Annotated in this window: 16 protein-coding genes; 7 read left to right on the top strand and 9 right to left on the bottom strand. The window is 73.4% G+C overall.

The genetic code is table 11. From position 1 onward, the window contains the following. Positions 1-3 precede the first annotated feature (3 nt). From ACZ63I_RS27525 to ACZ63I_RS27515, 3 genes are read right to left on the bottom strand one after another with little or no spacing between them, the layout of a single operon-like run. The gene (locus ACZ63I_RS27525) at positions 4-897 is read right to left on the bottom strand and encodes an ABC transporter permease (protein ID WP_469341792.1); all 894 of its coding nucleotides are present in this window, start codon (positions 895-897) and stop codon (positions 4-6) included. 2 nt (positions 898-899) lie between these two features. Beyond that, positions 900-1,823: an ABC transporter permease gene (locus ACZ63I_RS27520; protein WP_469341963.1), complete on the bottom strand. Its 924-nt coding sequence runs from the start codon at positions 1,821-1,823 to the stop codon at positions 900-902. Positions 1,824-1,832: 9 nt separating this feature from the next. Further along, a complete protein-coding gene (locus ACZ63I_RS27515) occupies positions 1,833-3,407 on the bottom strand; it encodes an ABC transporter substrate-binding protein (RefSeq protein WP_469341791.1) in 1,575 nt (524 codons plus the stop codon). A gap of 208 nt (positions 3,408-3,615) precedes the next feature. Here ACZ63I_RS27515 and ACZ63I_RS27510 point away from each other — a divergent pair, with 208 nt between their 5' ends. The 4 genes from ACZ63I_RS27510 to ACZ63I_RS27495 are packed head-to-tail and all read left to right on the top strand — an operon-like array spanning position 3,616 to position 7,451. Further along, entirely contained in the window at positions 3,616-4,896 is a 1,281-nt protein-coding gene (locus ACZ63I_RS27510) for a four-carbon acid sugar kinase family protein (protein ID WP_469341790.1), read from the top strand. Next, the gene (pdxA, locus tag ACZ63I_RS27505) at positions 4,893-5,942 is read left to right on the top strand and encodes a 4-hydroxythreonine-4-phosphate dehydrogenase PdxA (protein ID WP_469341788.1); all 1,050 of its coding nucleotides are present in this window, start codon (positions 4,893-4,895) and stop codon (positions 5,940-5,942) included. The genes ACZ63I_RS27510 and pdxA overlap by 4 nt, the downstream gene beginning before the upstream one ends. Before the next feature lie 56 nt (positions 5,943-5,998). Continuing rightward, positions 5,999-6,772 carry a DeoR/GlpR family DNA-binding transcription regulator gene (locus ACZ63I_RS27500; RefSeq protein ID WP_469341787.1) on the top strand — a complete coding sequence of 258 codons (774 nt, stop codon included), beginning with the start codon at positions 5,999-6,001 and terminating at the stop codon, positions 6,770-6,772. Between the two features lie 25 nt (positions 6,773-6,797). Then, entirely contained in the window at positions 6,798-7,451 is a 654-nt protein-coding gene (locus ACZ63I_RS27495) for an alpha/beta hydrolase (RefSeq protein WP_469341786.1), read from the top strand. Positions 7,452-7,463: 12 nt separating this feature from the next. On the opposite strand, the gene ACZ63I_RS27490 is transcribed toward ACZ63I_RS27495, so the two are convergent. Beyond that, positions 7,464-7,871, bottom strand: a complete 408-nt coding sequence (locus tag ACZ63I_RS27490; protein ID WP_469341785.1) for a CoA-binding protein — start codon at positions 7,869-7,871, stop codon at positions 7,464-7,466. 55 nt (positions 7,872-7,926) lie between these two features. On the opposite strand from ACZ63I_RS27490, the gene ACZ63I_RS27485 reads away from it, so the two are divergent. The 3 genes from ACZ63I_RS27485 (at position 7,927) to ACZ63I_RS27475 (ending at position 12,881) form a co-directional block, all read left to right on the top strand. Further along, positions 7,927-8,553 (top strand): YigZ family protein, encoded by a 627-nt coding sequence (locus tag ACZ63I_RS27485; protein ID WP_469341784.1) that lies wholly within the window; start codon positions 7,927-7,929, stop codon positions 8,551-8,553. A 138-nt stretch (positions 8,554-8,691) separates the two neighbouring features. After that, entirely contained in the window at positions 8,692-9,858 is a 1,167-nt protein-coding gene (locus ACZ63I_RS27480; protein WP_469341783.1) for an exonuclease SbcCD subunit D, read from the top strand. Continuing rightward, a complete protein-coding gene (locus tag ACZ63I_RS27475; protein WP_469341781.1) occupies positions 9,855-12,881 on the top strand; it encodes an AAA family ATPase in 3,027 nt (1,008 codons plus the stop codon). Before ACZ63I_RS27480 ends, ACZ63I_RS27475 begins: the two co-directional genes overlap by 4 nt. Positions 12,882-12,906: 25 nt before the next feature. Here ACZ63I_RS27475 and ACZ63I_RS27470 read toward each other — a convergent pair whose 3' ends face one another. The 5 genes from ACZ63I_RS27470 to ACZ63I_RS27450 all read right to left on the bottom strand — a co-directional run bounded on the left by ACZ63I_RS27470 (position 12,907) and on the right by ACZ63I_RS27450 (position 21,234). After that, the gene (locus ACZ63I_RS27470) at positions 12,907-13,776 is read right to left on the bottom strand and encodes an ATP-grasp domain-containing protein (protein WP_469341780.1); all 870 of its coding nucleotides are present in this window, start codon (positions 13,774-13,776) and stop codon (positions 12,907-12,909) included. Positions 13,777-13,851: 75 nt separating this feature from the next. After that, positions 13,852-15,534: a DUF885 domain-containing protein gene (locus ACZ63I_RS27465; protein WP_469341779.1), complete on the bottom strand. Its 1,683-nt coding sequence runs from the start codon at positions 15,532-15,534 to the stop codon at positions 13,852-13,854. 126 nt (positions 15,535-15,660) lie between these two features. Next, positions 15,661-17,070: a GNAT family N-acetyltransferase gene (locus ACZ63I_RS27460; RefSeq protein WP_469341778.1), complete on the bottom strand. Its 1,410-nt coding sequence runs from the start codon at positions 17,068-17,070 to the stop codon at positions 15,661-15,663. Positions 17,071-17,143: 73 nt separating this feature from the next. Continuing rightward, entirely contained in the window at positions 17,144-19,852 is a 2,709-nt protein-coding gene (locus ACZ63I_RS27455) for a DUF7824 domain-containing protein (RefSeq protein ID WP_469341777.1), read from the bottom strand. Continuing rightward, on the bottom strand, positions 19,849-21,234 hold the full coding sequence (locus tag ACZ63I_RS27450; protein WP_469341775.1) for an SWIM zinc finger family protein: 1,386 nt from the start codon (positions 21,232-21,234) through the stop codon (positions 19,849-19,851). Before ACZ63I_RS27450 ends, ACZ63I_RS27455 begins: the two co-directional genes overlap by 4 nt. Positions 21,235-21,392: the final 158 nt, after the last annotated feature.

The raw sequence follows: 21,392 nt of genomic DNA, 5'->3' as shown, positions 1-21,392 counted from the left end.
GGCTCAGGCTCCCTTCGTGGTGCGTGTGCGGGTACGGTCGCGCAGCCCGTCGCCCATCAGGTTGACCCCGACGACCAGCAGCGCGATGACCAGTCCCGGCAGGGTCACCAGCCACCACGAGGTGGTCAGGTAGTCCTGCCCGTCGGAGATGATGCGGCCCCAGGTGGCGAAGGGCCGCTGCGGTCCGGCGCCGAGGAAGCTCAGGGCGCTCTCCAGCAGGACGGCCTGGGCGAGCAGCAGCAGGATGACCAGGCTGGCGGGCCGGATGATGTTGGGCACGATGTGCCGGCCGAGGATCGACCAGTTGCGCAGCCCCAGCACCCGGGCCGCCGCCACGTACGGCTTCTCCCGCTCGACGAGCACGAGCGAGCGGGTCAGCCGGGCCACCTCGGGCCACTGGGCCACCGCGATCACGCAGGTGATGACGGTGACGGAGGGCCCGAAGAGGGCCACCACCAGGAGCAGCATCATCAGCAGCGGCAGGGCGAGCTGCGCTTCGAGCACGCGGGAGACGACCGCGTCGACCCAGCCGCCGAAGTACCCGGCTGCGGACCCGGCGACCAGGCCGATGATGCCGGAGACGAGCACGGCGAGCAGGCCGACCGTCAGGGACACCTGCCCGCCGTGCAGGACACGGGAGAGCAGGTCGCGGCCGAGCTGATCGGTGCCGAAGACATGCCCGTCGGTGAAGGGGGCCAGCCGGCGCGCCGACAGGTCCTGCGCGTCGGCGGCGGGCAGCGGCAGCACGCCGGCCAGTGCCACGGGCAGCGCGACGATCACGGTGCAGACCGCGCCCGCCCACAGCTTGACGTGTGCGGCGCGCTGCTGCCGGGTCGCGGTGGCGCGGGCCAGTTGGCGCGGTGTGACCGCGCTCGGCCGGGTGAGGGTGGCACTCATGCTCAGGCCGCCTTTCCGAGACGTACCCGCGGGTCGAGCAGCGGATAGGCCAGGTCGACAAGGAGTTGGACGAGGATCGCGAGGGTTGCGGTGACGAGCACGGTGGCCTGGATGAGCGGGTAGTCGCGGGTCTCCAGGGCGCGTACGACGAGGGAGCCGACGCCGGGCCAGCCGAAGACGACTTCGACCACCACCACGCCGTTGAGCATCGCGGCGAACCGGGTGCCGATCGCGGTGAGCAGCGGCACACCCGAGTTGCCGAGCGCGTAGCGCCAGGTCAGCGCGGATTCGCCGACACCGCGCGAGCGGGCGACCGTGATGTAGGGCGAGGCGAGCGCCGTCGTCATCTCGCGCCGTACGAGCCGGGAGACGAGCGCCAGTTGCAGAATGGCGACGGTCACGGTCGGCAGGATCAGACCGCTCCACGAGGTGAATCCGGAAGCGGGCAGTACCGGTATCAGGACGGCGAAGACCGTCAGCAGCATCACGCCCGTCCAGAAGTCCGGCATGGACTGCCCCGCGATGGTCAGCACGTTGGCGCCCACCTCGCGGGTGGTGTCCGCCCTGCGGGCCATCCAGACGCCGAGCGGGACCCCGACGACGACGGTCACGATGATCGCGGCGACGGACAGGGTGAGCGTGTACGGCATGCGGTCCAGCACGACCTGGAGCGCCGGGGAGTGGAACGAGTAGCTCGTGCCCAGATCCCCGGTGACCAGGTCGCGCAGGAAGATGCCGTACTGCGTGATCATCGGCTTGTCGAGGCCGAACTGCGCGCGGATGTGCGCCAGGTCGGCGGTGGTGGCGGAAGGTCCCGCGTAGGCGGCTGCCGGGTCGCCGGGGGCGAGCCGTACGAGCACGAAGACGGCGGACAGGGTCAGAAATACGGTCAGCAGGCTCTGCCCGACACGGCGGGCCAGATACATCGGCACGGCTCAGCCCTCCAGCCGCACTGCGGACAGGTCGTAGGAGTTGATCGGGAGCAGATCGAGCCCGGCCACCCGGTCGCGGCGCGCGAGCAGGGTGTTCGGTGCGAAGGCCCACAGGCACGGCCAGGTGTCCCAGATGGCGCGCTGGACGTTGCCGAGCCGGGTGGTGCGCTCGGCCGGGTCGACCTCCTGGGCCGCGGCCGACAGCGCCTGTTCGATCTCCGGCTTCACGTATCCCATGAACGCGTCGCCGGTGCGCTCCTTGGCGGGTGTGCCGCCGTAGAGGCCCTGCAGGGTGGTCAGCGCGAGCCCGGTGGGATTGCCGAAGCCGTTGCCGATGATGTCCCAGTCGCCGCCGCGGCCCTGGCGCCACTTGAGGATGTCGCCGCCCGGCTCGAACTCCTGGAGCGTGGCGCGGACCCCGACGTCCCCCAGCATCGACACGACGGCCTCCATGACGGAGGCGTCAGCTGCGAACTCGCCCGACTCCCAGATGATCTTCACCTTGAGCCCGTCGGCGCCGAGCGTCCGCAGCGTCTTGCGGGCGAGGCCCGGGTCGAAGGCGTACGCGCCGGTGCGTATCGCGCCCTGGAGGGCGATCGGCACGACCCCGTCGGTCTGCTCGGCCGCGCCGGTCAGTACGTCGCGTACCAGCGCCTTGCCGTCGATGGCGTAGGTGAGCGCCTTGCGGACCCGGGTGTCGGCGAGCGGATGGCCCTTGGGCTTGCGGAAGTTGTAGAACAGCACGCACAACCGGGTGCCGGCGCTCTCTTCGAGCGTGACGCCCGGCAGCCCCTGGAGCTGCTCGGCCGAGTCGGGCGTGAGCGTGTCAATCACGTCGATTTCGCCGCTGCGGATCGCGACGACCCGGCTGGACTCCTCGGGCACGAAGCGCACCCGTACGTTCTCGACGGCGGGCGGCTTCCCCCAGTAGTGGGGGTTGCGGCCGAGGGTGTACTCGCCCGCGCCGCCGTTGGCGCTGAGCACCCTGTAGGGGCCCGAACCGATCCCGGAGCTGAGTTCCTCCGGGCGGTTCGCCTTGGCGGGCGTGATGTGGATGTTGGCCATCAGCAGATCCAGCACCGGTACCGGCTTCTTGGTGTGCAGCCGGAACGTGCGGGCCCCGGTGGCCTCGACGGTGGGCAGCTCGGGGAAGAGCCCGAGCAGGAAGGAGCCGTTGACCTTGCCGTACATGGTCAGGGCGGTGGAGACGTCGGTGACGGTGACCGGGCTGCCGTCGGAGTAGCGGACCCCGGCGCGCAACCGGACGTCCCAGACGGTGGGCTCGGTCATCTCGAACCGGTCGGCGAGGACCAGTTGGGTCTTCATACCGGGCCCGATACGGGTCAGGGTCTGCCGGACGGCGCGCTGTACGGTCACCGCCGCGTCGAACTGGTTCAGCTTGTTGTCGAGGCTGACGAGCGAGCGGTTCAGGCCCAGTGTCAGCGTGCCGGGCCCGGGGGCGCCGGTGGGCCCGGCACATGCCGTCAGCGGGCCGAGCGTGATCGCGGCTCCGCCGGCCGCGCCCCACTGCAGCAGGGTGCGACGGCTGAGCGTCTCACTCAGGGGAGTACGGGTCATCGTTGACCTTCTCGGGTTCTTGGACGCGACTGGCTCGGACCGCCGCCCGGTATGTCGGGGGCGGCAGGTTGTCGCGGCGCAAAACGTCGCACGATTGCGTGTTTCGCGCAAGAGGTCTCGCGCATTTCGCGCAAGGTGTGCCATCATCAGCCGCCGAGGCGGTCCGTCGGGACCGCCGTCCCGGTCACCCGAGGAGAGAACCGCACCCGTGTCCCCGAACAGCGGCGGCATACGTCCGCCCGGCCGCGTCATCGCGCTGGCGGACGACCTGTCCGGAGCCGCCGAGACGGCCGCCCTGCTGCGGATCCGCAGCACGGTCGTCCTCGGACCCGCCGCCGCGCCCGCGCCCGCCGAGGGTGCGGCCGTCGTCCTCGACCTCGACACCCGCCAGCTCTCGGCGGACGAGGCGCACGCGGCGGTGGCGGACGCGCTGACCGGGCTCGGCGGGGCCGCCGGCGCACCCGGCACCCTGGTCCTGAAGAAGACCGACTCGCTGCTGCGGGGCAATCTCGCGGCCGAGGCCGCCGCCTTCGCCGAAGGCGCCGAAGGGCTGGTCATCGCCACCGCGCTGCCCGCCGTCGGACGCACCGCACGCGGCGGCGTCGTCCATCTGCACGGCACGCCCCTGCACGAGACGGACGCCTGGCGCGCCGAGAGCGCGCCGCCGCCGCGCTCCGTCGCCGAGGCGCTCGGCCGGACGGCCCGGGACACCGGCATCCGTACCGAGGTGGTCCCGCTCGCGGTGGTCAGAGGCCCGGCCGAAGCGCTGCGTCAGCGGCTCCGCACCCTCGTCGCCGACGGGCTCGCACCCGTCTGCGACGGTGAGAGCGACGCCGACCTCGACGCGGTCGTCCGGGCCGCCGCCGGCTGCGGCCCGGGTGTACGGCTGATGGGCACGGGCGGCCTCGCCGCCGCCGTCGGACGGCTCATGGGGCGTCCTGACGTACCGTCATCGGCGTTCGGGGGAGGGCAGGTTCGGCCGCTGCTCGTCGTGGTCGGCACAGCCGAACCCACTGCCGTTGCGCAGATCGCGCAACTCACCGCCGTCGGCGCGCACCACATCGCGCTGCCGCCCGACGTCCTCGGCGCGCCTGCGGGCGCCTCCGTACTGCCCGACCTCGACCCCCGCGGGGTCACCGTCCTCAGCATCGACGGATCCTGCGGCATCAGCCCCGGCACGGCGCGCGCCCTGGTGGCGGGACTCGCCAGGACCGTGGCCGCCCTGCCCCTGGCCGCCCCGCCCGCCCCCGCCGATCTCGTACTGACCGGCGGCGAGACCGCCCGCCGGGTCCTCGACGCCCTCGGCGTCACCCAGCTCTTCCCCCTCGGACAGATCCAGCACGGCGCCGTGCACAGCACGACGGCCGACGGCCGCTCGGTCGTCACCCGGCCGGGCAGCTTCGGCGACGCCGACTCGCTGCTGCGGATCGTCCGCACGCTCCGCCCCGGCCTCCGGCCCCACCCCGTACCGCAAGGAGAAGCCCTGTGAACGCAAGCCCGACCGCCGACAGCGCCCAGCAGACCGGCAGCGGCACCGCCCGGCTCCCCGTCATCGCGGTCACCATGGGCGACGGTGCCGGTATCGGCCCCGAGGTGATCGTCCCCGCGCTGCTCGACCCGGACACCCTGGCCCGCTGCCGGCCCGTGGTCGTCGGCGACGCGGGACGGCTGCGCCAGGCAGCCGCGCTGCTGGGCATCGACTGCGAGATCGTGCCCGTCGAAGGGCCCGAGGACGCCGAGTTCACCCCCGGCCGGGTCAACGTCATCGACCTGGGGCTGCTCCCCGCCGACCTGCCCTGGGGCCGACTGTCCGCCGTCGCGGGCGACGCCGCGTACCACTACGTACGGGTCGCGGCCGAACTCGCCCTCGGCGGACGGGCCGACGGCATCTGCACCGCCCCCCTCAACAAGGAGGCGCTGCACGCGGCGGGGCACCTCTACCCCGGACACACCGAACTGCTGGCCCATCTCACCGGCGTCAAGGAGGTGTCGATGATGCTGTCGACACCCAAGGTGAAGGTCATTCACGTCACCACCCACATCGGACTGATCGACGCGGTCAACCGCATCGAACCGGGCCTGGTGGAGCGCACCGTGCGCAGGGGCCACCAGGCGATGGTGCGGGCCGGCGTGCCGGAACCCGTCATCGGGGTCTGCGGCATCAACCCGCACGCGGGCGAGAACGGCCTGTTCGGCTACGGCGAGGAGGAGGAGAAGATCGTGCCCGCCATCGACATCCTGCGCGCCGACGGCATCGACGCGCGCGGCCCGCTCCCCGCCGACACCGCGTTCTTCCTCGCCGGCCGAGGCGACTACGACCTGATCGTGGCCATGTACCACGACCAGGGGCACGGCCCCGTGAAGGTGCTCGGCATCGAGGCCGGTGTCAATCTCACCGTCGGACTCCCCGTCATCCGCACGTCGGTCGACCACGGCACCGCGTTCGACATCGCGGGTACCGGCGTCGCGGAGGCCGGTAGCATGGTCGAGGCCCTGCGCCAGGCGGCCGAGATGTCCTCCGCAGCCGTCCGGTGAGCAGCCGTCCGGTGAGTGAACCGGTGCGGGAATCCGTCGAAAGAGGATCAGTGCCGATGACCCCGATCGGATCCACGGCTCGCCGTGACCGCATCGTCCACCTGGCCAACACCACGGGCCTCGCCAGCGTCGAAGAGCTGTCCCAGCTCTTCGGTGTGACGGCCTCGACGATCCGCCGCGATCTGGCGAAACTCACCGGCGACGGGCGGCTCGCCCGCACGTACGGCGGTGCGATGGCGCTCGCCGCACACCCCGAGGCGTCGCTGCGCCAGCGCACCGGCGAGGCGTTCGAGGCGAAACAGGCCATCGCCCGCTGGGCCGCGGCACAGATAGGGGCGGGCGAGACGATCCTGCTCGACGCGGGATCCACCGTGGGGGCGCTCGCGCACGAACTGCGCACCGCCAAGGAACTGACCATCGCCACCACGGGTCTGACGGCCCTTCAGGAACTCTCCGACGTGGAGACCCTGCACATCGAATGCCTCGGCGGCACCCTGCGCCCGCTCAGCCAGGGCTTCGTCGGCCCGCTGACCGAGGCGGCGCTGGACCGGATGACCTTCGACCGGGTCTTCCTCGGCGCCGACGGCGTCTCGCCCGAGCACGGCATCTGCGAGGCGGACCTGCGCCAGACCCGCCTCAAGGAGCTGATGGCCCACCGCGCCGAGCAGGTGTACGTCCTCGCACACGCGGCGAAGCTCGGCCGCGGCCCTTTCCACGCCTGGGCGCAACTGCCCCCGGGCTGGACCCTCGTCACCGACGGCGCCGCCGAACCATCCGTGGTCGAAGCGCTGCGCGGACGCGGCGTACAGGTCGTCCTGACGGAGCCGTAAGAGCGAAGCTGAGGGAGAAGAGACCATGGCCGGCACCGGGGAACTCGTCACGGAGACGCTCGGGTACGACGGCGGCCGGCACGTCACGGCGTACGTGCCGCCGCGTGCGCCCGAGGCCGTCGTGTTCGCCGGTGACGGCCAGATGGTCCCGCGGTGGGGCGCGGTTCTGGAGGCGGCGGCCGACGTGCCGCCCACGATGGTCGTCGGTGCGCACCGGACGGCGGACGAGACCCTGCGGCTGCATGAGTACTCACCGGACTTCGACCCCGAACGGTTCGCGGCACACGAGGAGTTCTTCGTCGACGGCGTCCGCCGATGGACGCGCTCGCGCTTCGGAGTCGCGCTGCCCGCCGTGCGGACCGCCGTGTTCGGTGTCTCCGCCGGCGGGGAACTGGCGCTCGCCCTGGGGCTTCGGCACCCGGAACTCTACGGCGCGGTCTTCTGCGCGTCGCCGGGCGCCGGCTACCGCCCCGCCGACCCGCTGCCGACGCCGCTTCCGCGCGCGTACTTCGTCGCGGGCACGTCGGAGCCGTTCTTCCGCGCGAACGCGGTGCGCTGGGCGGACGCGCTCCGCGACGCGGGCGGGGACGTCGTCATGACCGAGCGGGCAGGATCGCACGGCGGCGCCTTCTGGCAGGAGGAACTGCCCCTCATGGTGGCGTGGGCCTTCGGGCGATGAGCCGCGCCCCGGTCAGCGCAGGGCGGGGATCTCGATGGCGGGGCAGCGGTCCATGACCATGTCGAGTCCGGCCGCGCGGGTACGTTCATACGCCGCGTCGTCGATGACGTCCAACTGGAACCAGACGGCCTTGGCGCCCACCGCGACAGCCTCGTCGGCGACCGCGCCCGCCAGGTCGCTGTTGACGAACACATCCACCACGTCCACCGGGAACGGGATGTCGGCCAGCGACGCGTACCCCTGCTCGCCGTGGACCGTCTCGGCCTTCGGATGCACCGGCACGACGCGCTTGCCGAAGCGCTTCAGGACCCCGGCGACCCCGTAGGCGGCGCGCGCCGTGTTGTTCGACAGGCCCACCACCGCCCAGGTGTCACCCGTCGAGGTCAGAATCCTGCGGATCGTCTCTGTCTCTGCGTCCATGACCTGCACAACGGCCCGTGCGACCCGGCCGTTCCCGGCGCATAGGGTGGGCCGAATGCAGGAGCAGTACAGAACGATCGCCCGCGCCGGAGTGCACGAGACAGAGGTGAACCGCTCACGCTTCATCTGCTCCCTCGCGCCCGCCGCGACCGAGCGGGAGGCGCAGGAGTTCATCGCGGCCGTACGCGCCGAGTACCCCACCGCGGGCCACCACTGCTTCGCGTACGTGATCGGCGCCGACGCCTCCGTACAGCGGGCGAGCGACGACGGCGAGCCGGGCGGCACGGCCGGCGTGCCCATGCTCCAGATGCTGCTGCGCCGCGAGACACGCTTCGTCGTGGCCGTCGTCACCCGCTACTTCGGCGGCGTCAAGCTCGGCGCCGGCGGTCTGATCAGGGCGTACGGCGGAGCCGTCGGCGAAGCCCTGGACGCGGTCGGCACCCGCACCCGGCAGCGGCTGCGGCTCGCCACCGTCACCGTCGACCACCAGCGCGCGGGAAAGCTGGAGAACGACCTGCGCTCCACCGGCCGCGCCGTGCGCGAGGTCCGGTACGCGGCGGCCGTCACGATCGAGATCGCCCTCCCCGACGCGGAGGTGGCCGCCTTCCGCGGCTGGCTCGCCGACACGACGGCGGGCACGGCGGTACTGGACCTGGGTGACGAGGCGTACGGCGACGCGTGAGCAAATCGGAGGTCCGTGGGGGAGCCGGGAACGATCGGCGCTAGCGTGGTGGGCTGTTGACCGGCCGGCAGACCCGGAGCGGCGGCGCAGGTGCGGCGCGCGGGTGGGGAAGGGAACGATGGGGCTCGGAGCTGTCTGTTGAGGATTCTGCACACGTCGGACTGGCATCTCGGCCGCTCGTTCCACCGGGTCGGCCTGCTGGACGCCCAGGCCGCCTTCCTCGACCACCTCGTGGCGACGGCCGTCGACCGTTCCGTGGACGTCCTGCTGGTCGCGGGCGACGTCTACGACCGGGCCGTGCCGCCGCTCACCGCAGTCGACTTGTTCGACCGGGCGCTGCACCGGCTCGCCGATGCGGGCGTACCGACCGTCATGATCTCCGGGAACCACGACTCGGCCCGCCGACTCGGCGTCGGGGCCGGCCTCATCGAGCGGGCGGGCATCCATCTGCGCACCGACCCGGCGCGCTGCGCCACCCCCGTCCTACTCACCGACACCCACGGCGACGTCGCCTTCTACGGCCTGCCGTATCTGGAACCGGCCCTGGTACGCGACGAGTTCAAGGCTCCGAAGACCGGACACGAAGCGGTGCTCGGCGCCGCGATGGCGCGGGTACGAAGCGACCTCGCCGCCCGTACCCCCGGCACCCGCTCCGTCGTACTCGCCCACGCCTTCGTCGCCGGCGGCGCGCCCAGCGACAGCGAGCGCGACATCACCGTCGGCGGGGTGGAGTCCGTGCCCGCCGCGGTCTTCGACGGGGTCGACTACGCCGCGCTCGGCCATCTGCACGGGGCGCAGAGCGTGACCGAGCGCGTCCGCTACGCCGGATCGCCGCTCGCGTACTCGTTCTCCGAGGCCACCCACCGCAAGACGATGTGGCTGGTGGACCTCGGCCCCGGCGGCGAGATCGAGGCCGAGCGGATCGACTGCCCCGTGCCCCGCGCGCTGGCCCGGCTGCGCGGCAGGATCGACGACCTGCTCGAAGACCCGGCGCTGGCCCGGCACGAGGACGCGTGGACCGAGGTGACGCTCACCGACCCGGTCCGCCCCGCCGAACCCATGGCCCGGCTCACCAAGCGCTTCCCGCACACGCTCAGCCTGGTCTTCGACCCAGACAAGGCCGACGACGACCCGCACGCCTCCTACGCGCGCCGGCTGCACGGCCGCACCGACCAGCAGATCGCCGAGGACTTCGTCGCGCACGTCAGGGGCGGCGCGGGACCCGACACCCGCGAACGCGCCGTGCTGCGCGGCGCCTTCGACGACGTACGGGTCGACGCGACCGTACGCGAGGTGACCCCATGAGACTCCACCGGCTGACCGTCGCCGCCTTCGGACCCTTCGCCGGTACCGAGGAGGTCGACTTCGACGCGCTCTCCACCGCCGGGATCTTCCTGCTGCACGGGCCGACGGGCGCGGGCAAGACCTCGATCCTGGACGCCGTGTGCTACGCGCTGTACGGCGAGGTCCCCGGCGCCCGGCAGGGAGCCGGGGCGGCGCTGCGCAGCGACCACGCGGCGGCCGGTACCGCCACCGAGATCAGCCTCGAACTGACCGTCGCAGGCCGCAGACTGGAGATCACCCGGCGCCCCGCCCAGCTCCGCCGCAAACTGCGCGGCACGGGTTTCACCACCGAGAAGGCCCAGAGCCGGCTGCGCCAGTACGACGCCGACAGCGGCGACTGGCGGGCGCTCAGCCGCTCCCACCAGGAGATCGGCGAGGAGATCAGCCAACTCCTCGGCGGGATGAGCAGGGACCAGTTCTGCCAGGTCGTCCTGTTGCCGCAGGGCGACTTCGCCCGCTTCCTGCGGGCCGACGCCGAGGCGCGCGGCAAACTGCTCGGCCGGCTCTTCGACACCCGCAGGTTCGCCGCCGTCGAGGACCGGCTCGCCGAGCTGCGCCGGGCGGCGGAGCACCAGGTGCGCGCGGGCGACGAGCGGCTGCTGTCCGTCGCGCAGCGCATCGACCAGGCGGCGCGGGACAGTTCGGCGCCGCCGCTGCCCGAGCGGCAGCCGGGCGACCCGGGCCTGGCACCCGCCGTCCTGGAATGGGCCGCGCTCGCCCGGTCGCTCGCGGTCGAGCGGGCCGACATCGCGGCGGCGGCGCTCGAAGCGGCCGGGAGCAGACAGGCGGCGGCCCGCAGGGCCCTGGACAGCGAGCGTGAACTGGCCAGACTCCAGGACCGGTTCGCCGAGACCCGGCGGCGCGCCGACACGCTGGAGGAGCGCCGCCCGGCGCGCGACCGGGCGCAGGCCGTCCTCGACCGGGCGCACAAGGCGGAACTCGTCGCGCCCGCGCTGGAGTTGCGCGAGGACGCCGAGCGCGCACACCGCAGCGCGGCGGCGGAGCACGACCGTGTGCTGCACGGCCGCCCGGCCCACCTGCCGGCCGTCCTCGCCGAGGCCGGAGCCGAACAACTCGTCGCGCTGGAACGGTCGGTGAGCCAGCAGCTCGGCGCCCTGGCCGCCGCCAGGACCGCCGAGCTGCGCAGCGCCGACATCAGCGAGGAGCGTGCGGCCCTTGACCTGGAGGCGCGGTCCGACGACGCGATCCTCCAGGACGCCGCCGGCTGGCTGAGCGGCTGGGAGCCCACCCGGGCCGCGCTGCTGGCCCGTATCGACGAGGCGCAGGTGGCCGCCGCCCGCGCCGAACAGCTCGCCGGTCAACTCGACCCGGCCGCGCGGCAGCTCGCCGCCGCCCGCCGGCGCGACGACCTCCGGACGGCGGTCGAGGACGCCGCGCGCACGCTCGACACCGCGAAGGAACACACCAACCAGGCCCATGAGCGCTGGCTGGAGCTGCGCGAACGCAGACTGCACGGCATGGCGGCGGAGTTGGCGGCCCGGCTCGCGGACGGCGAACCCTGCGCGGTCTGCGGCTCCGCCGACCATCCGGCCCCGGCCCGGGTGACGGCCGGTCAGGTGGACCCGGCGGCCGAGGAGTCGGCGCTGAACCGGTACCGGAGCCTGGGTCTGGCCCGCGACCGGGCCGACGCCGCGCACAGCGCCGTACGGGAGCGGTACGTGGCGGCCGAGGCCGAGGCGGACGGTGCGAGCGTCGCCGAACTGACCCGGCTCACCGGGCGGCTGGAGGACGAACACCGCGCGGCGCACACCCTCGCGGCGGGCACGCACGCGGCCCGCGAAGCGCTGGAAAGCGCCGAGCGGGAACAGCGGAACCGACTGGCCGCCCAGTCGGGCGCCGAGCGCAGGATCGCCGCCCGTACCTCGCGGCGCGAAGCCCTCGACCGCGAACAGGCCGCACTGCGCGACGAGTTGGCCAAGGCGCGCGGCGACGCCCCCAGTGTCGCCGCCCGCGCGGCCCAACTGGACTCGGGGGCGCGCTGGCTGGCCGCGGCGGCCGACGCCGTACGGGCCGTGGAGACCACGGCGGTACGGCTCAAGGAAGCCGACGACAAGCTCGCCACCGCCGCCTTCCGGGCCGGCTTCGACACCCCGCGCGCCGCGGCCGACGCGCTGCTCGGCACGGCCGCCCGGCGCGCCACCCAGCATCTGGTGGACGAGTGGCAGAGCGAGGCGGCCAAGATCGCCGAACGGCTCGCCGAACCGGACACCGCCGACGCCGCGGCCCGCCCCGCCGCCGACCCCGAAGGGGCCCGCACCGCCCACGACATGGCGGAGCGCGCCCTGCGCGACGCCACGTCGGCCCGCGCCACCGCCGACGACCGCCGCGCCGAACTGGCCAGGCTCTCCCGGCAGGCCGAGAGCGAAGTGCGCGCCCTCGGCCCGCTGCGCGAGGAGTACGACCGGGTGGCCCGGCTCGCCGGACTCGCCGCGGGCACGTCCACCGACAACGAACGCCGGATGCGCCTGGAGGCGTACGTGCTCGCCGCCCGGCTCGAACAGGTCGCCGCGGCGGCCACCGTACGGCTCCAGCGGATGTCCGCCGGGCGGTACGCGCTGCTGCACTCCGACGCCAGGGCGTCGGGCCGGTCGCGCTCCGGGCTCGGCCTCCAGGTGGTCGACGCCTGGACCGGCAGCGCCCGTGACACCTCCACGCTCTCCGGCGGCGAGACCTTCTTCGCCTCCCTGTCCCTCGCGCTCGGCCTGGCCGACGTCGTCACCGACGAGGCCGGCGGCGTACGGCTCGACACCCTCTTCATCGACGAGGGCTTCGGCAGCCTGGACGACCAGACCCTGGACGAGGTCCTGGACGTCCTGGACTCGCTGCGCGAACGGGACCGCAGCGTCGGCATCGTCAGCCACGTCGCCGATCTGCGCCGCCGTATCCCGGCCCAACTGGAGGTCGTGAAGGAGCGGCAGGGATCGGTGATCCTGGCCGTGGACACCGGACGCACGGCCGGCTGACCGGTCCGGTGTGCGGAAATACGGCTCAGCGGGCGCCGAGCGCCGTGAACAGCGCCGTGGCGTCCGCCCCCGCCGGCAGCCCGCTGACCTGACCGTCCCCGACCTCCACCACCCGCCACTCGCCGTCGTCGCGCAGCGCCATGTCCGTGGTCACGAACGGGCAGCCGAGCGCCTGCACGGCGGCGCCCACCGCGTCGAGTTCAGGCGCGGGAACCCGCTCGGGGGTGTCGGGATGCGCCGTGGTGAGGACCGGCTTGCCGTCCAGCCACCAGACGCGGGCCTCGCCGCCCGCCACGAACGGCTCGAACGCGCGCAGCACCACACCGCCGGCCAGGAACTCCTCCTGAAGGGCGAAGAAGCGGCCCACCACCGACACGAGCCGTGCCTGGTCGGTCAGTTCGGGGATGAAGCAGGCTTCGTCCCACTCGTGCTTGCGGGACTTGACGAAGTCCTTCACCACCCCGGGACCCGCACCCAGCGGGGCGGCCAGCGCGCTGAGCGCCGCCGGTTCCGGCGGGGTGCCCGGTGGCCGCGCCTGCCAGACGGTGCGCGGCGTGAGCGCGGCGAACTCCTCGTACCAGCCGGGCAGTTCGTGCGCGGTACGGAACGCGGCCGCGTCGGTGAACAGCGCGCAGCCGCGCTCCGCGAGCCCGCGCTCCAGCGCCGCGTACACCTCAGCGGGCATCATCCAGCCCCGGTACCAGTACGTGCCCGAGTCGCGCGGGACCCGGGCGAGCGCCGCTTCGGTGTCCCCGGCGAGCAGCGCGTCGTGGTCGACGAGCGCCACCCGTTCGGCCGACGATCTGGCCAGCGCCGATTCGGTGGCGAACGCCGGATCGGTCCGGCTGGCCCGCAGCGGATCGGAGCAGAGAAGGAAACCCGTGTGTGATGCCACCCCCGAGTCGTATGGGAACTGCGGGCGGCCGGGCCCGGACACCCCCGGGGCCCGGCCGCCTCGGATCGACAGCGGTCAGAGCTTGGACAGCTCGTCCACGAGGTCGTCGAGGCCGAGCGAGCCCTGCGACAGCGCCGCCATGTGCCAGGTCTTCGCGTCGAACGCGTCGCCGTGCCGCTTCTTGGCGTTCTCCCGGCCCAGCAGCCAGGCGCGCTCACCCAGCTTGTAGCCGATGGCCTGGCCGGGCATCGACAGATACCGGGTCAGCTCGCTCTCCACGAAGTCGGCGGGCCGCCCGCTGTGGTTGCCGAAGAACTCCTGCGCCAGTTCCGGGGTCCAGCGCTCGCCCGGGTGGAACGGCGACTCGGCCGGGATCTCCAGCTCCAGATGCATACCGATGTCCACGATGACCCGGCAGGCACGCATCATCTGCGCGTCGAGATAGCCGAGCCTGCGCTCCGCGTCGGGCAGGAAGCCCAGCTCGTCCATGAGCCGCTCCGCGTACAGCGCCCAGCCCTCGGCGTTGGCGCTGACCATGCCGACCGTCGCCTGGTAGCGGGAGAGCTGGTCGGCGACATGCGTCCACTGCGCGAGCTGCAGATGATGGCCGGGCACCCCCTCGTGGTACCAGGTCGACACCAGGTCGTAGACCGGGAAGCGGGTCTCGCCCATGGTCGGCAGCCAGGTGCGGCCGGGCCGGGAGAAGTCCTCGGACGGGGTGGTGTAGTACGGGGCGGCCGCGCCGCCCGCCGGGGCGATCCTGGCCTCCACCTTCCGTACTCGCTCGGCGAGTTCGAAGTGCGTGCCGTCCAGCGCCTCGATCGCCTCGTCCATCAGGCCCTGCAGCCACTCGCGGACCTCTTCGACGCCTTCGATGTGCTTGCCGTGCTCGTCGAGATGGGCGAGCGCCTCCCACGGGGTGGCGCCGGGCAGGATCTTCGCCGCTTCCGTCGTCATCTCGGCGAGCAGCCGGTGGTATTCGGCCCAGCCGTACGCGTACGCCTCGCCGAGGTCGAGGTCGGTACCGTTGAAGTAGCGCGACCAGCGGGCGTACCGCTCGCGGCCGACGGTGTCCGGCGCGTCCTCGACGGCCGGCGCGTACACGTCGCGCAGCCAGTCGCGCAGCGCGACGACGGCCGCGGTGGCTTCGGCGCCCGCAGGGTCGAGTTCGGCGCGCAGCGCGTCGGGGCCCGTCGCCGCGAAGTCGTCGAACCAGCCGCGCTGGTCGCCCGCCCACTGCGTGAGCTGGTCGATCAGGGTCGCGGTGGCGCGGGGGCCGCCCGGGAGCTTGCGGTCGAGGCCGAGGGCGAGCGAGACGCGGAACCCTTCGAGCGCGGCGGGCACCGCGCGCAGCCGGGCGGCGACGGCCGCCCAGTCGGCGTCCGTGTTCGTCGGGGTGACGGCGAAGACGTCGCGGATCGCGTGGGCGGGCGAGTGGATGTTGCTGACCGCGCGAAGGTGCTCGTCGGCTTCGTGGACGGCGAGTTCGGCGGTGAGGCGTTCGCGCAGCAGCCGGCCGCAGCGCACCTCTGCCTCGCTGTCGGCGCCGGGCAGTTTCTGTGCGGCGTCGAGCTTGGCCAGGGTGGCGACGGCGAGATCCGCGAGGGCCTGGCGGCCGGCGGGGGAGTAGTCGGGAAGGCGGGCCGAACTCTCGGCGACGCCCAGAACGGTGCCGGTGATCGGGTCGAGTTCGATGAGTGCGTCGACGTAGGCGTCGGCGACCTGGCGGGGCAGCGCGCTGCCGGCTGTGTCTGACATGGGGACATCTTCTCGAACGCGACCGGCCGCGTCACATCAATGCCGGTCGTTGGCTTGTCACACGCCCTTGCCATGCCCTTGTCAGGTACTCGGCGCGCTGCCCCGCGGCCCCGCCCTGCGCGGTGTCTAGCGCCGTCCGGAGTCGCCGTACGGGGGCAGCGAGTGCACGGCTGTCGGGTCCAGCATGGCGGTGACGACCAGGGTGCCTTCCTCCACCTGGTAGTCCAGCGGCAGGCCCAGGCCGCGCATGGCGGCCACCATGCCCGTGTTGGACGACTGGGTGACGGCGTACACATGCGCGCAGCCGGCCTCGGCGGCCAGCTCCGTCAGCCGGCCGAGCAGCGCGGCGCCGATACCGCGCTGCTGGTAGGCGTCCTCGACCATCAGGGCGATCTCGGTTTCTTCGCCGTCCCACAGCAGATGGCCGAGAGCGACCAGTCGGCCCGACGTCGTGCAGACGGCGAGGGTCCGGCCGAACCGGGGCGAGAGCAGATGGGTCAGATAGCGGTCCGCGTCACCGACCGGGCCGTGGTAGCGCAGCCCCAGGGTGCGCTCCGAGCAGCGCGCGTGCATGGCGAGCGCCGCTTCGAGGTCGTCCTCGTCCGCCCTGCGGACGGTGATCTCCTCGCCCTGCGGGAGGGTGAGCGGCTGCTGGCCGCGCGGGACCCGGGGGCCGAGCCGGGCGTCCAGCTCGACCAGGGCGCGGGCCCTGGCGAACTCGGTCGGGGTGAAGGGGAGATACGGGCGCTCGACGCCGATCGTGCCGCCGTTCGGGTCGCGCAGCCGCATCGACGTACCGTCCAGCACGCCCTCGACCGGCGCGAACTCGCCGGTCGGGCGGCCGGTGACGGAGACGGCGGGCCGTGACGTTATGGTGCAGCGCCCCAGCAACTGGCGCAGGGCGAGGGGCAGTTCCGAGGCGTCCAGGGCGGTGCGGGTCGCCAGACCGAGCACCCGGGTCGGGGTGTCGACCAGGTCATGGGCGTCGGCCCGCTCGATCCAGGTACGGCAGCCGCCCGCTGCCGACACGGTCTTGCTGAGGTCGCTCGCCTGGAGGTCGGCGGGGGAGCGCAGCAGGAACTCGTCGACCGTGCCGTCGGCCAGCGGGTGCGTCTGGAGGGTGAGGATGTCGACGCGGTGCGTGGCGAGGGCCGTGCACAGCCGCGCGAGTGTGCCCGGCTCGTCCCGGACCGTCGTGCGCATCCGCCACAGCGCCGTCGGTTCGTCGGACGTGTCGGGTCGGTCGGCCGTCGCGGCCTGGTCTGTCGCGGCCTGGCCCGGTGCGGCCTGGTCGGGTGCGGCCCGGTCCGGTGGGGCGTGACCGTGGTGACGTGCCCACCAGGTGTGGAACGTGGCCGTGGCGACGAGCGCCACGGCCGAGGCCACCAGCAGGAAGAGCCCGTCAGGAACATGCGCGATCGTGTTCGCGATGGCGTCCGCGACCGCCACCGCGGTGAACAGGGCGGCCAGCTCGACCAGATCCCGCCGCCAGTGGTGGGGGCGGCGGGAACTCTTCGCCGAAGTCACATCTGTCATGGCACCACTGTGACCGAGCGGTGTTTCGCGATCACGAACGGTTTGTGACTGACGGGTTAAGGATGGGTCTGTTTTAGTTTAGGCTGGTTTTTACCGTTTTTGGCGTGGAGTGATCGTTGGGTGGCGCCAACGCGGCCAGCAGCCGGGCCGCTTGAGCCGTCACCCGCGCGGCGCCGCCCCGCGCGGCCAGCGCGGCGAGACCGGCCGGCGCCTCGCCCGCGGCGCCGCAGTGCTCCACGCAGTCGGCCGCCACCGCCAGTATCTCCCCGAGTCCCGTCCGTTTGGTCCCCGGGGCCAACAGAGCTGGCAGAGCAGGGCGGATGACGGACCAGACCGTGCCGGCCGCACCGCTCTCCGCCGCCGTACGGAGCGAGTCGGTGAGCCGGTTCAGCTTCACCGAGTCCTCGTCCACGAGCGCCCCGGTCCGCTCACCCAGCAGCTTCCCGTCGAGACCGCCGCGGGCCGCCAGGATCAGCAGCCCGTCCACGGCCGCCAGCCGGTCGGCGGGGTGCCGGGCGCCGAGCCCGTACGCGAGCGCCAGATGGAGCGAGGGCCCCGGCCCCGGCAGTTCGGCGATCTCGGCCAGGACCGGCAGGCACCACGTGCCGCCCCGCTGCGTGTCCTCGGCGCAGCCCTGGACGCCGGGCAGCAGCCAGTGGGCCAGCACCTCGCTGTCCTCGGGCAGCACAGCGGGCCAGTTGGTGTTCCGGCCGCCGCCCCAGTGGTAGCAGTACCGCGCCACTTCGGCGTCCGACCGGCCCAGCCAGTGGAACTCACGGGGGAAGTCCTTCTCCACCACCCGCCGTTCACGCGTGCCGGCCAGCAGCCTGCGGGCCCTCGGCAGCAGCCCTCCGGCGGGCGCGGCGGGCGCGGCGGGGTCGGCGGGGCCTTCGAGATCGTCACGGAGCAGCGCCGGGAGGGGTGTTCCCCCGCCGCTGAGCCAGTCGGCCAGCCGGCGCGCCTCGGGCGTGCCCAGCGCCGCAGCGGCGCGGGCCGTCTCCGGACGGCCGCCGCGCCGCACCCGCAGCAGAGCCTGGGCGAAGTCGACCGGTGCGGGCGTGGCGCACAGCCGCTGGTACTCACCCAGCCGCTCCACCAGCACATCGGGATCCAGCGCCCCGGACTCCCACGTGGGAGTGGCCAGCAGGAAGGGCAGCGGTCTCGTCCGGATCAGCGAAGCGACCTCCCGCAGCCGTGCGTTGAGCACGCCGTCCAGCGCGTCGTGCGCACACCACTTGCCGTTCGCGGTCCACCGCGACTTCACGATCGTCAGCGTCCGCGCCGACACCTTCTCCAGCAGCGCGGCGGCGACCAGGCCCACATCGGCCGCCCGTACGAACCACGAGTCCTGGTCGATCCGCCTCTCGCCCTTGAACCACCAGCGGTCCGCGAGCGCGTCACCCAGCGCGGCCGTCAGCGCCGCGGCGTCCTGGTAGGCGAGCCTGACCAGGCCGTCGAGGGTCCGCTCGAACGACACGGTGTCGCCGTCCCGCCCGCGGGACAGCACCACCATCTCCTCGACCACCTCGGCGACGGTCGAAGGCGCCGGAGCGAGCCGTACCGGCAGCGGTACGGGAGGCAGGATCTCCTCGTACGGTACGAGGTCGGCGCCTGCCACCGACTGATCGCCGAACAGCTCGACCGCACGCGCCCGGTGGACCGGGCTCAGCAGCGCGGCCGAAGCCGCCACCGCCTGCCGGGACTCCTCGCCCGCATCGGCCAGATACCGCGCCACCAGCTTCAGCGCACGCTCCTGGACGTCGGTGTCCTGATGCCCGAACGCCGCATCGGCCAGCCCCGGCAGCAACTCGTCGGCGGCGCCCCGGTCGCCGCGCAGGACCTTCCCGACGAGCACCAACTGGGCCCGCAGCAGCTTCTTCTCCGGCCGGAACAGCACCGCCCCGGTCAGCTCGGCCAGGCTGCGGACCGGCAGCGCGCCGTCGGCCGCGAGCCGGGCGAGCACCCCGTGGGCGTGGCCGGCGACCGCCGACGTACCGTCGGCGGCCATCCCGATCCAGTCGGCCGTGTGCGCCGCCTCCTCCGCCGGGCTCAGCCTCAGCCGCCTGGCCACATTGAGGAAGAAGACCAACTCGCGCGGCCGGCCGCCGCGCAGCAGCCGGGCCACGCACGCGTCCACCAGCAGGGCGCGCTCGACCACCCCCTCGTCGGCCAGCACCGCCAGCAGCGAGGGCCAGTGGCCCGGGTCCTCCGCGTCGGTGCGCCAGCTCACCCCGTCGGGCAGTTCGGCGAGTTCGAAGAGCCGGGGCACGAACACCGCCGTCTGCGGGTCCTTGCGCAGCCCGCCGAGCAAGGACTGCTCTCGGTCCCCGACAGTGTTCGCCCAGCCCCGGACCACGGGGTCCGTGTCGGGCAGCGGGACACCGGCCCGCTCGCTCAGCTCCCGGATGAGGGAGAAGTCGTCCTCCGCCGTAGAACTGCGCTCGGCGAGCCTGCGGGCCACCTCGCCCAGCCAGGCAGGATCACGGTCGGCGAGCAGATCGGCCAGGCCCCACGGCGCCCGGTCGCCGTCGCGCAGATCGCGGGCCCCGATCCAGGCCGCGGTGGCGGCGGCCCCCGTCAGACACCCCGCACCCGCCACCAGCAGGGCGCGCTGCACGCGCCTACGCTCCCGCCAGCGGTTCCAGTCCCAGCCGCGCACCTCGGAGCGCAGCGCCTTCAGCTCCGCCAGCTCCGCCTTGCGGTCCGCCGGTGCCAGGGGCTTCAGCAGCCCGGGAACGGCATCGTGGTCACCGGCCCGCACCGCTTCGAGCAGCGCACTCATCGCGCACCGCCCGACACCAGCACCGCGCCGCGGCGCGCCATCCGGACGGCGAGCGCGTGCTTGCACGGACCGCGCCCGCCCCTGTGCCCCGCCCACCAGGCGCAGGTGCAGCTCAGGACCCCCGCGGCCTCCCGTACCTGGTAGCGCCGCTCGCCCGAGGCCACCGACGCCAGCTCGCCTTCGAGCCGCACGGCCCCTTCGGCGATCAGCGCACGCGCGGCGGTCAGCCGTGGATTGTGCCGCTCGACCCGGCCGGCGTCGTAGGGCAGCTCCCGGTGGAAGTACGCCGCGTCGGCGATGTCGTACCCGACCTTGCCCGCCGAGCCCAGCCTGGTCAGCGCCGCGCGCACCCGCGCCACGCTCAGCCCGGCGCGCGCCGCGAGATCCGCAGGTTCGATGGCGGGCTCCCAGGCCAGCAGTACGGACACCAGCTCGGCGTCCTCGGCCGACTCGTCGGCGGCCAGCGCCTCCAGCACCCCGCCCTCACCGGAGAAGCCGCGCGCCACCTCGGGCGACAAGGTCAGCGTGAGCCGCATCCCCGGCAGCGTCACCTCCCACGCGCTCGCCGCCGCGGCGCCGTCGGCCACGGGCCCGTACACCCGCAGCGCCGTCGCGTCCCGCAGCACCCGCTGGAGCGCGGCCAGCCGCTCCGGGCCCGGCAGGCAGACGGCGCCGGGTACGGGACGGGAGGTCGGCCGCAGCGTACGGCCGGCCGGTATCACCCACATCGCACCGCGCGAGGCACCGCCCGACCTGCTCGAAGGACGCGGCAGGGACCGCAGGAAGCGCACCGCTTCCGTCGCGGACAGCTCGGCCCGCAGATCGAAAGCGGCGGAAGCCACTTGCGCCTCGGCGAACCCGCGCAGCCAGCGGTCGGGCAGCGGCACCTTCTTCTCGACCACCGGACCGTCGAGCGTCGTCACCGCCATCTCGTCCGGGCCCACCCGCAGATGCAGCGGATCGTCGCCCGCCAGCCGCGAAAGCGCCTCACGCAGGGGGTTGTTCACATCCACATTGGTTGTGCCATGCCCGGTGTCCGCGCTGTCGAGACCGGCGCGCAGCACATCCAGCCTGGCGTACACGCCGCAGCACCCGGAGAACGACTCGAACCGCAACCGGTCCCCGTTGCCCGTGACCACCGGGTCGAGCGACGCGCGCAGCATCGGCTGGTAGTAGCGAGCAGCCGCCACGTCGGCGACCGCGAGCAGCCCCTGGGCCGCCGTCCGCGGCGAGGTCAGAAAACCCGTGAAGAACTGGGGATGGGCCTGCGCCCCACGGGGCGTCAGACCGCCCGATGTCTCCAGACCGAGCAACTGGCCGTCAGGCGCGCTCTCCAGCGCGGACGGACGTGAATAGGCGAGTGCCTGCATGGATCGCGTCATGGGAAAGACGCTAGAGCCCGCCACTGACAATCGGCCGGTCGGCCGCCATGATCGTCCACCCCCTCGGTGGCGGCACGGGAGCCTGCTCGTACGAGCGGGAGTCGCCCGGGGCTCCGGGAAGCTCACAGGACGGGTACGTGCAGGAAGGACCGCGTACG

It is taken from the genome of Streptomyces sp. NPDC087906 (genome assembly GCF_055584925.1).
This window is presented reverse-complemented; position numbering and strand designations above follow the sequence as displayed.